Annotated in this window: 11 protein-coding genes; 4 read left to right on the top strand and 7 right to left on the bottom strand. The window is 59.2% G+C overall.

Translation table 11 applies throughout. From position 1 onward, the window contains the following. Positions 1-29: 29 nt before the first annotated feature. Together ACL2XM_RS07740 and ACL2XM_RS07735 are read left to right on the top strand one after the other, a co-directional pair. Positions 30-1,397, top strand: coding sequence for an MFS transporter (locus ACL2XM_RS07740; protein WP_410014753.1), 1,368 nt, complete (start codon positions 30-32; stop codon positions 1,395-1,397). Positions 1,398-1,433: 36 nt separating this feature from the next. Beyond that, positions 1,434-2,597, top strand: a complete 1,164-nt coding sequence (locus tag ACL2XM_RS07735) for a mandelate racemase/muconate lactonizing enzyme family protein (RefSeq protein ID WP_410014752.1) — start codon at positions 1,434-1,436, stop codon at positions 2,595-2,597. A gap of 65 nt (positions 2,598-2,662) precedes the next feature. On the opposite strand, the gene ACL2XM_RS07730 is transcribed toward ACL2XM_RS07735, so the two are convergent. The 7 genes from ACL2XM_RS07730 to ACL2XM_RS07700 all read right to left on the bottom strand — a co-directional run bounded on the left by ACL2XM_RS07730 (position 2,663) and on the right by ACL2XM_RS07700 (position 9,909). Next, complete coding sequence (locus ACL2XM_RS07730; protein WP_410014751.1) at positions 2,663-3,391, bottom strand: glycosyltransferase family 2 protein; 729 nt, start codon at positions 3,389-3,391, stop codon at positions 2,663-2,665. After that, positions 3,391-4,605 (bottom strand): glycosyltransferase, encoded by a 1,215-nt coding sequence (locus tag ACL2XM_RS07725; protein ID WP_413723001.1) that lies wholly within the window; start codon positions 4,603-4,605, stop codon positions 3,391-3,393. The genes ACL2XM_RS07730 and ACL2XM_RS07725 overlap by 1 nt, the downstream gene beginning before the upstream one ends. A gap of 4 nt (positions 4,606-4,609) precedes the next feature. After that, positions 4,610-5,188 carry a DedA family protein gene (locus ACL2XM_RS07720; protein ID WP_410014749.1) on the bottom strand — a complete coding sequence of 193 codons (579 nt, stop codon included), beginning with the start codon at positions 5,186-5,188 and terminating at the stop codon, positions 4,610-4,612. A gap of 214 nt (positions 5,189-5,402) precedes the next feature. Further along, positions 5,403-6,077 (bottom strand): MarC family NAAT transporter, encoded by a 675-nt coding sequence (locus tag ACL2XM_RS07715; protein WP_410014748.1) that lies wholly within the window; start codon positions 6,075-6,077, stop codon positions 5,403-5,405. A 298-nt stretch (positions 6,078-6,375) separates the two neighbouring features. Continuing rightward, on the bottom strand, positions 6,376-7,398 hold the full coding sequence (locus ACL2XM_RS07710) for an LLM class flavin-dependent oxidoreductase (protein WP_410014747.1): 1,023 nt from the start codon (positions 7,396-7,398) through the stop codon (positions 6,376-6,378). 170 nt (positions 7,399-7,568) lie between these two features. Next, complete coding sequence (locus tag ACL2XM_RS07705) at positions 7,569-8,918, bottom strand: MFS transporter (protein WP_413723003.1); 1,350 nt, start codon at positions 8,916-8,918, stop codon at positions 7,569-7,571. An 88-nt stretch (positions 8,919-9,006) separates the two neighbouring features. Then, the gene (locus tag ACL2XM_RS07700) at positions 9,007-9,909 is read right to left on the bottom strand and encodes a dihydrodipicolinate synthase family protein (RefSeq protein WP_413730321.1); all 903 of its coding nucleotides are present in this window, start codon (positions 9,907-9,909) and stop codon (positions 9,007-9,009) included. A 362-nt stretch (positions 9,910-10,271) separates the two neighbouring features. Between ACL2XM_RS07700 and ACL2XM_RS07695 the strand changes: the two genes are divergently transcribed. Both ACL2XM_RS07695 and ACL2XM_RS07690 read left to right on the top strand, forming a co-directional pair. Beyond that, complete coding sequence (locus ACL2XM_RS07695; protein ID WP_413732681.1) at positions 10,272-11,819, top strand: aldehyde dehydrogenase (NADP(+)); 1,548 nt, start codon at positions 10,272-10,274, stop codon at positions 11,817-11,819. 202 nt (positions 11,820-12,021) lie between these two features. Then, positions 12,022-12,873 (top strand): IclR family transcriptional regulator, encoded by an 852-nt coding sequence (locus ACL2XM_RS07690; protein ID WP_410014743.1) that lies wholly within the window; start codon positions 12,022-12,024, stop codon positions 12,871-12,873. Positions 12,874-12,889 lie beyond the last annotated feature (16 nt).

Raw genomic sequence — 12,889 nt, 5'->3', positions numbered from 1 at the left:
CCTGCACACCTACCTATAAGGGGCTCGTCGTGGAACAAGCAATCGCGCAAACGCCGGCAACCCGGCAAGTCATTCGTAATACCATTCTCAGCGCCATCATCGGCACGACGGTTGAATGGTATGATTATTATCTGTATGCCACCGCTGCGGCAACGTTATTCAATACCTTATTTTTCCCGTCTTTCGACCATTTGACCGGTACTATTCTGGCTTTTGCCAGCTTTAGCATCGGCTTTTTCGTCCGCCCGTTCGGCAGCGTGCTGTTTGGCTATCTCGGCGATCGCATCGGCCGTAAAAAAGTGCTGGTGATCACCTTACTCTTAATGGGAAGTTCAACCACCCTGATGGGGCTGTTGCCGACCTATGCCCAGGCGGGTATAGCGGCGCCTATCCTGCTGACCCTGCTTCGCGCCCTGCAGGGGCTTGGCTCAGGCGCTGAATATGCCGGCGCGGTATTGATCGTTGTTGAAAATGCGCCGGCTGAACGGCGCGGTCTTTATGGCGCGATGCCTTATATGGGAGTGGCCCTGGGCCTGTTGTTATCGCTGGCCACCTTCAACTTCTCTTCGCATTTATCTAAAGAAGCATTTGAGGTATGGGGATGGCGCATACCGTTTTTATTAAGCACCGTGGTCATTGCGTTTGGCGTTATTATACGCATGAAGTTAAAAGAGTCGCCCATCTTTGAAGAATTAAAACGCAAGAACGCCGTTATCAAAAACCCGGTGCGTGAAGTATTCAAAACGTCGAAACGCCAGCTGTTTTGCGCCTGGGGCGCCCGGTTAGGCGATAATTCCCTGGCGTATATCTACGAATCATTTGTCATTGTGTATGTCACCCAGCAATTACATATCGCCAGGGACGAAATTGTCACCGCGCTAATGTTCAGCACCGCCTTGCAATTCATTACCGTGCCCTTATTTGGCTGGGTCTCCGATAAAGTGGGGCGTAAGCCCGTTTACATGGGGGGCGCGATTCTTTCCGGCCTGGCGATTATTCCTTTTTTCCATCTGCTGCAAACCCGGGAGCTGGTATGGATTTACGCCGGCCTGTTTCTGGTCTCTTCCATTGCCAAGACCATGATGACTTCGGCGCAAAGTCCATGGCTGGCGGAGATGTTCCCTTCCCGGGTGCGCTATACCGGTTTTTCGCTGGCGAGGGAAGTCACCTCGCCCATTTCCGGAGGGATAGCCCCCATCATCGCCCTCAGTTTATTAGCCGTGGGCGACGGGGATCCCAAACTGGTTTGCGCCTACGTCATCGTGCTGTCGGTCCTGACGGCCGTATCGGTATTTCTCGGGCCGGAAACCCGTGGTCGTGATTTACGTGATGTCGAGGCCGAAGGCGGCAAGCAGGCGCACGAGCACGGCGCCTATTCGTCACATCCAAACCGGTAAAAAAATTTCGCGATATAAACAGTCAGTGAGGAGCCTATGAAAATAACCCGAGTTGAGCCATTGCATATTGGTCAGTTCATGTTTGCCCGCGTGGAAACCGACAGCGGATTGGTTGGCTATGGCGAAGCCGGTGCCTGGGGCCATATTGAGGCCTCGGGCGCCGCTATCCAGCGTTTCGCTGAATATCTGGAGGGAAGATCAGCGTTTGATATCGAACACCACTGGAATGTAATGCATCGGTTCAGCTATTTCCAGGGACTGGCCATCAATGCGGCCATTTCGGCGATAGATATCGCGCTTTGGGATATTAAAGGCCAGGCCCTGAATGTGCCGATTTATCAATTATTGGGAGGACCGGTGCGCAAAAAAGCGCGGATATATGGCCATATTTATGAACAGACCATTGAGAAAATACTGGAAGAATGCCAGGCTAAAATGGATGCGGGATTTACGGCATTCGGTCATCTCAATCCTTTCCTGGATGAAGGTAATGACAAGGTTTATTTTAAAACCCATATCCGCAAAATGCGTGATGCCATCAATAACGTCAGGCGTATGCGGGAAGTGGTCGGCGATCGGGTCGATTTGTTGATTGAGTTGCACCGGCGCCTGACGCCGCCGGAAGCGGTGACCTTTACCCGCGGCATAGAAGAATATCATCCTATGTTTGTGGAAGACCCCATCCGGCCGGAAAATGCCGATGCCATGGCGCGGGTGGCGGATAAAATCCATGTTCCCATCGCCACCGGGGAGCGCTTTTCCACCCTCTATGAATTCCAGGCCCTGTTGAGCCGCAACGCGATGGAGTTCGCCCGCGTGGATTTGTGCCTGTGCGGTGGAATTACCGGCGGCAAAAAAGTCGCGGCGATGGCCGAAGCGCATCATGTCCAGGTGGTTCCCCATAATCCGCTCTCACCCATCGGCCTGGCCGCCTGTCTGCAATTGGCGGCCGCTATTCCTAATTTCGCCATTCAGGAATATGCCACCGGCTTTGAAGCGGGCATTTTCGCATCCCGCCCCGAGCATTTGGGGAGCAATATCGTGGATAAAGTTCCCCTGCCGCTGGACGGTTTTGTGGATATTCCCGACGGGCCAGGCCTGGGAATGAAATTACTGCCCGACGCGCAGCGTATCCGTCCGCCGTTAAGCAAACCCATTTCCATGCGCCCGCACCTGGATGGTTTTATTGTCGATCAATAACGGCCTGAAGGCGGAAGCGGCACCGCGTGCGTGGCTCGGCGCGTGGCGCACTACGCCGGCGGCCCTTAGCGGATATCCCGATATTCGGAGGTGGCGGGCTTATTGCGGATGGCCTCGGACATAAAGTTCAGGACGTAGCGTAGCGCCGTGGTGGCGAAGCCTTCCTCTTTCAGGCGGCGTGCCGACGTTTCCATCACCATATCCAGGTCAAACTGTACCCGCCCCTCGCCCGCCAGCCGACGGGCGATATTGGTGTCTTCGCCATAAAACGCGATAGACGTATCAAAGCCGCCGATACGCAGCAAGGCCCGTTTGCTGGCGGCGAAATTACCGCCCACCGCCATATAGCCGGTGCACCAGTAAGTGGGTTTCGCCAGCGCCAGCCAGTAGAATTTCACCAGGACGCTTTTTATTCCCGGCAGGTCGAAATAACGGTATGGGCCGCTGATACAGACCAGATCGCCGCGCTGCGCATAGGCATGCAGCACTTTATCCAGCCAGCCGGACGGCATACGCGTGTCGGCGTCGATAAAGGCCAGAATATCGCCGCAGGCCGATTCCAGCCCTTTCTGGCGGGCGCGGGTGAGGCCTTTTATCGGTTCGTAGACGACGCGAACCCCACTGAAGCCGGCGGCGATGTCCGACGTCCGGTCGGTACTGGCGTTATTAACGACAATAATTTCGTACTCACCGGGATGTGCGTGCGCCGTCAGCTCCCGCAGGGCGTATTGCAGGCAGGTCGCAAGATACAACTCTTCGTTATACGCTGGGATTATTAAACTGAGTTTCATCATTACGCTCCTGAGATACGCGACATGCCCTCGGGTACTGCCAGACCGATCCGGGCATAAATCTCTTCCCAGCGGCTTGTCACGGTAGTGATGGAAAAATGCCTGGTTTGCCGCGCGGCATGCTCGCCCATTTTCTGGCGCAGCGCTTTCGCGCGCAGCAAGTGGGTCAGCCTGCGGGCAAAATCCTCAGGGTCCCCCGGCTGCGCCAGGAACCCCGATTGCGGGTCGATATATTCCGGCAGCGCGCGCCAGCGCGCCCCGACCACGGGCAGGCCCGCGCTCATTGCCTGGATCAATACCATGCTTTGTGTTTCAGACGTGCTGGCGATGGCAAAGATGTCCGCCGCGTGAAACACATCCGCCAGCGTGGCTTTATCCAGCGTGCCGGTAAACCTGACGCGATCGCCGACCCCCAGCGCCCGCGCCAGGTGCTCCAGGCGATGGCGGGCGGAGCCGTGCCCCGCCAATACCAGCATCGCTTCGGGCACCTCCGCGGCGATAAGCGCCAGGGCGCGAATCAGCACATCGATTTTTTTTTCGTCCGCCAGCCGGCCGGCATAGACAATGGTTGCGTCGCTGAAACCGTGCGCCCGTTTAAGCATGGCGCGGCGTTCGTCCGGGACCGGATGGAACTGGGCGGGATCCACCGGATTGGACAGCACGCAGTGGGGGCTGCGCAGGCCAAACGCGCGCATTTCGTCAATCACGGAATGGGAAGGACCGGTCACTAATGCGCAGTGGTTGTAATAGCGGTTGACCGCCCGCAGGCTGACGTTGCGGAAAAATTGCGCCGAAAACGGCGTATAGCCGGCAAACTCCCCGATGGCCCAGTGATTGGTGCCTACCAGCGGAATATCCAGTTGGCGCGCGGCGCTCAGCGCTTCCAGACCGGCGCCGAGAAAAGTATGGGTATGGATAATATCCGGCGCGAAAGACAACAACTGGCGCCAGCGCCGCCCGGTGGGCACCACCAGGCGGGATTGCCCGGTCGAACTGGGCACCGGCAGCGAAAACAGCCGGCGGACGGAAACATTTTTCCCCGCGTCGACTTCCCGTGCGGGTACGCCGGCCACGGCAAAGTCATGTCCGGTGGCGCGGGGCGCGAGAATCACCACCTGATGACCGCGTTTGCCCAATTCCCGGCATCCGGACAATACCGAATCCTGGATACCGCCCAGCTCCGGATAAAAACTGTCGGTAAATACAGCAATACGCATGGAATTACCCCCCTGGCAGCTCCACTCCGTTATTCCGGCGCCGGTAGACGACCACCGCGATGGCGAGCGACACCAGCAACGCACAGGAAAACAGCCACAGCCATACATTGATACGCGCCCATGCGGCGCCGGCAAACCAACCCAGCAAGAGCAATAAGCCGGACTTGGGCAGCGTCGCCAGGAGATTGAAACCAAGAAACAGCCCGAGCGGAATTTTTGCCGCGCCGGCGCTTAACAACACCACGAACCCCGCCGCATGCGTCAGCTTCGCCGTGACCAGCACGCGCCCGGGATGGCGGCGAAACCGCGCCATCAGCGGCTCCAGCTGCCGGCCGCCCTGGAGGTCGAAACGGCGCCGCAGCAACAACGTGGTGATGCGCCCACTCCGGCCCAGCCCATAGAGAATCACGTCCCCGGTCAGGTCGCCCGCCACGCTGACGGCATAAACGCCGCTGATATGCAGCAGTCCCTGGGATGCCAGGATCGCGCCAAAGACTGTCGCCATCGGGCCTTCCACCAGAACGGCGATAAACAGGGCGGCGTATCCGTAGTTGGCAATGGCGGTCGATATCCATTGCGGCATAGTCCCTCCCGGCATCATTGTTGTTCGCCATTTACCAATACGCTATTTCGCGCCGATATTCTGCGGTAGAAACCATACTATAGAGTTGTTACTGGCATATTACCAAGCTTTGACGAATAAAAATCGGCGGTGCTTTTTTTCTGGCGATGTATGATGATTAAAGATTAAGACCGGTATTTTAATAGCCGGCTTAATCTTTTAATTAAGTAATGTATTAATGCACCGCGATGATTTCTAAAACGCCATTTATTATAAACTGCACCCCTACGCATACCAGCAGAAAACCCATTAATCGGGATATGGCATCGATACCGCTTTTGCCAATCAGGCGCATAATAACGCCGGAGCCGTTCAGGCAAATCCAAAGGATAAAAGAGATGGTGGCAAAGGTCAGCGCTGGACTGACCAGCAATACCCAGCTTTCAAACCCCAGAGAATTATCTTTTAACGTGGAAACCGAACTGATGATCATGGCGATGGTGCCGGGCCCGGCGCTGCCCGGCATGGCCAATGGCACAAAGGCAATGCTTTCCGAACCCTCGTTCAGCATCTCTTGATGTTTGGCATCCACTATAGAAGATTTTTCATGGCGGGGATGGGGAAAAAGCATGCGAAAACCGATAAACGCGACAATCAGCCCGCCGGCAATCCTGAGTCCCGGGATGGAAATGCCAAAGGTGTTCATCACCAGCTGGCCGGCATAAAAAGCGACGATCATGATGAAAAAGACGTACACCGAGGCCAGAAACGCCTGATGTTTGACTTCTTTATAGCTCATGTTGCCGGAAAGGCTTAATAACAGCGCAACCGATGTTAACGGATTCACCAGCGGCAACAGCAATACCAAACCCAAGGTTACCGCTTGCAACAATTGGGAAAGTCCTAACATGGGGCGTACCTCAAACAATCACAGGAACAGACGGCGCATAGCTTAGCATGAAAAAATTACCCTGGCATGGCGCGGCAGGGACAATATTGGCTGACTGCTGTTATAAGCATCTCCTGTAAATAGGTTATATCTTAACGAATGTTAACGGCGGCGAAATAGTGATTCCCGTCCGGAACAGGGTAATGATAAATTTAATTTAAGCGCCGGCGTGGCGCGAATAAGTAAAAATACCGGCGGGCAATGATCCATGCCGCCATGACCGCCGCGCCGCTAATGCGGCGCGCAGGCGCCGGTACGGTCAGCGCCAGCCCAGGCCGGGCGCGACATGGTGCAATATCGCCTCGATCACGTGCGCGTTATAGTCGACGCCTAACTGGTTCGGTACGGTTAGCAGCAGCGTGTCGGCCTCGGCAATCGCTTCATCCTGCGCCAGTTCCTTTATCAGCACATCCGGTTCGGCGGCGTAGCTGCGGCCGAAGATGGCGCGGGTCTTTTCGTCGAGGAAACCGATCTGATCGCCGTCGCGGCTGCTGTTGCCGAAATAGGCGCGATCGCGCTCGTCCATCAGGGCGAAGATGCTGCGGCTCACCGATACCCGGGGCGCGCGCGTATGCCCGGCTTCCTGCCAGGCCGCGCGGTAGGCGCGGATCTGCGCGGCCTGCTGCACATGGAACGGTTCGCCGGTCTCGTCATCCTTTAGCGTGGAGCTTTGCAGGTTCATCCCAAGCTTTGCCGCCCAGACCGCGGTGGCATTTGAGCCGGCCCCCCACCAGATACGCTCGCGCAGGCCGGCGGAGTAAGGTTCGAGACGCAGCAGTCCCGGCGGGTTGGGAAACATCGGCTGCGGATTGGGCTGGGCGAATCCTTCTCCGCGCAGCACCTCAAGCAGGGTTTCGGTATGGCGCCGGGCCATATCGGCATCCGTCTCGCCTTCGGCGGGCCGGTAGCCGAAGTGGCGCCAGCCCTCGATGACCTGCTCGGGCGAACCCCGGCTGATGCCGAGCTGCAGGCGCCCGCCGGCGATAAGGTCGGCCGCGCCGGCGTCCTCGGCCATATAATGAGGGTTTTCATAACGCATATCGATAACGCCGGTGCCGATCTCGATACGGCGGGTCCTGGCGCCGACCGCGGCCAGCAGCGGGAACGGAGAGCTGAGCTGGCGGGCGAAGTGGTGCACGCGGAAATAGGCGCCGTCCGCGCCCAGTTCCTCGGCGGCGACGGCCAGCTCGATGGATTGCAGCAGCGCATCGGCGGCGGAGCGGGTCCCCGACTGCGGGGAAGGCGTCCAGTGGCCAAACGACAAAAATCCAATCTTCTTCATGGCGTATTGTCCTTCTCTTCAGAGTGGCTGGCCGGCATGGTCACCATAAACCTTAGCAATGAGGTTAAATAAATACACAATACTGCTAAGAATTACAACGCCGGCCGTTCAGGCCATCCTGAGAAAAGCGCGCCCCGCGACTCCTGGCGGCGCGCGGAGGTTTCCGCCAGTTATACCGGCAGGCGCCGGCGCAGCGCAAAGCCATACATGACGGCCGAAACGAGCGCCATGGCGCCGGCCACCACCAGCGCGGGGACAAAACCGCCGAACTTGTCGACCACCACGCCGGTGACGATGGGCGAACAGGCGCCGCCGAGGAAGCCGCCGAAATTCTGGATACTGCCCACCGAGGCGACCAGGCGTCTGGAGGTGACGGCTTCGGCGGCCAAAGTCCAGTAGTTGCCGGAGGAAAGGCTGTAGGTAAACATGCCGAGCGTCAGCAGCGCCACCGCCAGCGCCGGCCCGTTGGACGCGGCGGTGACAAACATCGCCAGCGCGGTCATTACCGCGGCCCCGGCGATGGTGCAGCGGCGGGCCTTGAACGGATCCACGCCGCGGCTCACCAGTCGATCGGAGAATCGGCCGCCGATCAGCACCGCCACGCCGCCGGCAATATAAGGCAGCGCCGAGAGCAGGCCCGCGCGGTTAAGGGTAAAGCCCTGCGCCTGCTGGAGGTAGGTCGGCAGCCAGGTGATGTAGAACCAGAAGACGTATTGCAGGCAAAAGCCGCCGATCACCATGTACCAGGTGGTGGCGTAGGTGAACAGGCCGCTCCATTCGCGCAGCGAAACCCGGCCCCGGCCGGCAAGCGCGGCGTCGCGGCGCTGCTGCTGGCCGGCGCTGATATAGCGCAGCTCGTCCCGGTGCAGCCGGGGATGCCGCTCCGGTTCGCGGTAGATAACCAGCCAGCCGATGAGGGCGATAAAACCCAGCATCCCCATGATGATAAACATTACCGGCCAGCCGAATTGCGCCATCAGCAGTGTCGAAATGGGCGGCGCCAGCGCCAGCCCCACTTGGGTGGCCGCAATATACGCGCTGGTGGCCGCCGCTTTTTCCCGTTCGGGAAACCAGGTGTCGGCCGCTTTCAGCGCGGCGGGAAATAACGGCGCCTCGCTGATGCCCAGCGCGACGCGCAGGCCGATAAACGCGCCGACGCCGCGGGCAAAGCCGGTAAGGATGGCGACAATCGACCACAGCCCCGCCGCCAGCGCGAGCAACAGCCTGACGCCAAAACGGTCCACCGCCCAGCCGGCGGGCAAATTCATGATGGCGTAAGGCCAGACAAAGGCCGAGAGGATCACCCCCATCATGGCGTTGCTGATATGCAAATCCCGCATAATCTGCGGCGCCGCCACGGAGAGATTGCCGCGATCCAGATAATTGGTAATAGTGAGTAGTGCAATGATGCCAATAATGAGCCATCGCAGATTATGGTGTTTAGGCCTGGTCAGGTTCAGGTATGCCGGCGCGGTATTTTCATGCGCATCGGCCGCGAATGCAGAGTGATAAGATTTCATCGCCGTTCGCCTCCATCGCGCCGGGTACGGGGGCGCTGGGCTATGATTATGGGCCTGCGTCCCAGCGTGGACGCAGGCCGGAGTGGCTTTACCCCATCAGGTGATCAAAAGCCTGTTTGATCTGGTGTTTCAGCGCTTCGCTGACCGGCTGCATCGGCGGACGCGGCTGGAACAGCGGCACCCCTTGCAGCGACTGGATATATTTTACGCAGGCGGGCAAATTATCGTGGGGCAGCGTATTCCACAGCCCGGCCAGGCCGAAATGCAGGGCGCGCGCGGTGGCGTGATCGTTGTTTTCCACGGCGGTAAACAGGTCATGCACCACTGAGGGCACCGCGCTGGTCAGCGCCGAAATCGCGCCCTGGCAGCCCAGGGCAAAAGCGGGATACAGCAGCGCATCCACGCCGCTGAGGATAATTTTATCCGGGCAGCTGAGCAGCAGATCGGACACGGCTTTCAGGTCGCCGGAGCTTTGCTTCATGCCCACCACGCCGGGCACTTCATCCATAATGCGGCCCATCAGCTCCAGGCTGAGGTAGTTCCAGGGGATAACGTTATAGATAAGGATAGGAACGCCGGTGGCATCGTAGATTTCACGAAAATGCCGCACCGTGGCCTCGGCATCCGGCTTGAACAGATAGTGCACCGGCGTGACCTGCAGCGCATCGAGTTTCATGCCGGCCAGCATTTTGACGCGGGCAATCGCCTGGCGGGTGCTGTTAACGATAAGTCCCGCGACGAAGGGCACGCGGCCGTTATTGGCTTCATATGCCTCGGTCATCGCCTGTTTAAATTCACTGTCGGAGAGCGTATGGCCTTCGCCGGTGCTGCCGCCGACCACAATCGCGCCGGCGCCGCTGTTGATAATAAAATCAATCTGCGGTTTCAGCCCGCCGGTCACCAGTTCACCCCGGGCATCGAACGGCATGGCGATAGGCGGCAGCACCCCGCGCAGTTTAGCCTTTAGATCAGCATGGTTATTCTGACTCATTTTACACTCCTGTTATGGGGATGTTGCGAACACGATATACATCTATTAATGTGAGATAATTTTTCTTTGATCAATACTAAATCCATCAATATGGGATTTAAATCACATTTAATAGCAATAAAATCCAAATAAAATAACCACTATTATAAAATAATTACATTCAACTTTATGATTAATAGCTATTTAATCAAATAACGAAATGAAAACCCAAGCGTAGCCGCAGTAAAATCACAGCGGGTTCTATTTACATTACGGTATATAACCGTAAAATTATTTATTCATATCCCACATTATGGGATTTACGCGATGATTATGGCGCCGGGTCAGAGGACACGCGCCGCGTTATCATGAGGAGGCAGGCGATGGAACTTACAGGCAACCTGATTATTGGCAGCGAAATGCAACAAGGGGGCGGCACGCGGTTCTACGCCGCCGATCCCGCCGGCGACAGGCCGCTGGCACCTGATTTTTATGATGCCGCGCCCGCGCAGATCGATCGCGCCTGCCAACTGGCGGAACAGGCCTTTGATGTTTACCGCGCGCTGCCGCTGACGCTGCGCGCCGATTTCCTGACGCGCATCGGCGACAATATTCAGGCGTTGGGCGATGCGCTGATTGCGCGCGCCGTACAGGAAACCGGGCTGCCGCGCGGGCGTATCGAGGGCGAGCGGGCCCGTACCCTTGGACAGCTGGCGCTGTTTGCCGAGGTGGTGCGGCGCGGGGAATTTTTGCAGGTCATCATTGAACAAGCGCTGCCCGCGCGCAAGCCGCTGCCGCGCCCGGACTTACGCCAGCGTCATATCGCGCTCGGGCCGGTGGCCGTATTCGGCGCCAGTAATTTTCCGCTGGCGTTTTCGGTTGCCGGCGGCGATAGCGCCTCGGCGCTGGCGGCCGGTTGCCCGATTGTGGTCAAGGCGCATCCGGCGCATCCCGGTACCAGCGAGCTGGTGGGACGGGCCATCCAGCAGGCGGCGGAGCAACTGCGGCTGCCGCCCGGCGTGTTTTCGCTGCTGCATGGCGCCGAACACAGCGTGGGCGAACGGCTGGTGGCGCATCCGCTGATCCAGGCGGTAGGCTTTACCGGCTCGCGGGCGGGCGGCCTGGCGCTGGTGGCCCAGGCGCGGCAACGCGTCGTGCCGATACCGGTGTATGCCGAAATGAGCAGCGTTAATCCCCAGATCCTGTTGCCGGCCGCGTTGGCTCACCGGGGCGCAGCCATCGCCGGCGGCTATGTGGAGTCGCTGACCTTAGGCGCCGGCCAGTTCTGCACCTGCCCCGGACTGGTGTTGGCCATCGACGGCGAACCGCTGCGGCATTTCTGCCGGCAGGTAACACTGGCGCTGCGAGAGAAGCCCGCCGCCACCATGCTGACCGGCGCCATCTGGCGGGCATGGCGGGAAAACACCGCGGCGCTCGGCGCTGCCGGCGGCGTCGGCCGGCTTGCCGCGGGACAACCGGCGCGGGCGCCCAACCAGGCGCAGGCGGCGGTGCTGGTGACGGATGCCGGCGATTTCCTCGCCCAGCCGTCGCTGAGCCAGGAAGTGTTCGGCCCCACTTCACTGGTGGTGCGCTGCCGGGATAACCGGCAATTGCTGGCGGCGGTACAGGCGCTGGAAGGCCAGCTGACCGTCAGCCTGCATCTGGACGATGCCGATCACGACGATGCGCGGGCGCTGCTGCCCACCCTGGAGCGCCGCGCCGGACGGCTGCTGGTCAACGGCTTCCCCACAGGAGTGGACGTGGGTTACGCCATGGTGCATGGCGGTCCCTTCCCCGCCACCAGCGATGCGCGCACCACGTCGGTGGGCGCCGGCGCCATTAGCCGCTTCCTGCGTCCGGTCTGTTACCAGGATTTCCCCGCCGCGCTGCTGCCCCCGGAACTGCGGCCGCATGGCGCCGCGCCGGTATAAGGCGGCGCGCCGGGCGTGATTGACTCAGCGCGTGAACATCCCGCAATTCGGGATATAATGGCGATGAAGGTTTTTTTTAAGCAAAAACGGCGCATGCGCGCTGGCAAAGGGCGGCCACGCCCGGACCTGGCCCGGGCATGGTAAGCTAAGCGACGGTAGGTAAGCCATCGCGGTGGTCCGTTATCTGATGCAGGGAGTAGGTATGAAAACACGCGCCGACGCTGAGGTCGCCCAGCAGGCATCGATCAAAAGCCTGATCAAGGTTATGCAAATCTTGGAATGCTTCTCCCAACGCGACGCCGATCTGACGCCGGCGGATATTGCCGCGCGCACAGGATTGCCGCGCGCCACCACCCATCGCCTGGTGTCGTCGCTGCGGGATATCGGTTTGCTGGAACAAAACGGCAAACGGGATACCTACAAACTGGGCATGAAATTATTTCAGCTGGGGAGCCTGGTATTGCAAAACCTCGATCTGGACAGCCATGCCCGTCCTTATGCTACCCGGCTGCAGCTGATCACCGGCGAAAATACGCATCTGTGCATTTTTGACGGCGCGCAGATGGCCTTTGTGGAACGGCAGGCCATGAACAGCAGCGGCAATACCATGATAACCCGCATCGAGGCGGCGCCGGTGCACTGTACCAGCGTCGGCAAGGCGTTTCTCGCCTGGCAATCCGCCGGCCTTATACATAAAATCATTAGCGATTCCCTGCCGGAACGCACGCCGCACACCATTACCGACGGCGATCTGCTGCTGGCGGAACTGCGGCTGATTCATGAACGAGGCTGCGCTTACGATTTGCAGGAAAATGAACTTGGCGTGCACTGCGTCGGCGCGCCGATACGCGGCGCCAATGGCCAGGTTTTCGCCGCGCTCAGTGTGTCCGGGCCGGCGGAACGGTTGCCCCTCCCCCGCCTGGAGGGACTGGCCGGGCTGGTGATGGAGACCGCCCACAAAATTTCGCTGGAGCTGGGCTGGTTGCCGGGCCGCACTGTCGCCGCGGCAACGGCATTCACGCGCCACGATAGCCGCCCGGACCATGCCGGCTGATAGCGGGACGCCGTAA

This window comes from Sodalis sp. RH20, from assembly GCF_047324205.1.
GTDB lineage: Bacteria > Pseudomonadota > Gammaproteobacteria > Enterobacterales > Enterobacteriaceae > Acerihabitans.
The sequence above is the reverse complement of the archived record's forward strand: the minus strand, read 5'-3'. Positions and strand labels throughout refer to the sequence as shown.

Excerpts from the sequence above, each read along its gene's own strand:
- ACL2XM_RS07710 (WP_410014747.1), bottom strand. The coding sequence starts at position 7,398 with ATGAAGAAGATTGGATTTTTGTCGTTTGGCCACTGGACGCCTTCCCCG.
- ACL2XM_RS07725 (WP_413723001.1), bottom strand. The coding sequence starts at position 4,605 with ATGCGTATTGCTGTATTTACCGACAGTTTTTATCCGGAGCTGGGCGGT.
- ACL2XM_RS07705 (WP_413723003.1), bottom strand. The coding sequence starts at position 8,918 with ATGAAATCTTATCACTCTGCATTCGCGGCCGATGCGCATGAAAATACC.
- ACL2XM_RS07700 (WP_413730321.1), bottom strand. The coding sequence starts at position 9,909 with ATGAGTCAGAATAACCATGCTGATCTAAAGGCTAAACTGCGCGGGGTG.
- ACL2XM_RS07690 (WP_410014743.1), top strand. The coding sequence starts at position 12,022 with ATGAAAACACGCGCCGACGCTGAGGTCGCCCAGCAGGCATCGATCAAA.
- ACL2XM_RS07735 (WP_410014752.1), top strand. The coding sequence starts at position 1,434 with ATGAAAATAACCCGAGTTGAGCCATTGCATATTGGTCAGTTCATGTTT.
- ACL2XM_RS07715 (WP_410014748.1), bottom strand. The coding sequence starts at position 6,077 with ATGTTAGGACTTTCCCAATTGTTGCAAGCGGTAACCTTGGGTTTGGTA.
- ACL2XM_RS07730 (WP_410014751.1), bottom strand. The coding sequence starts at position 3,391 with ATGATGAAACTCAGTTTAATAATCCCAGCGTATAACGAAGAGTTGTAT.
- ACL2XM_RS07720 (WP_410014749.1), bottom strand. The coding sequence starts at position 5,188 with ATGCCGCAATGGATATCGACCGCCATTGCCAACTACGGATACGCCGCC.
- ACL2XM_RS07695 (WP_413732681.1), top strand. The coding sequence starts at position 10,272 with ATGGAACTTACAGGCAACCTGATTATTGGCAGCGAAATGCAACAAGGG.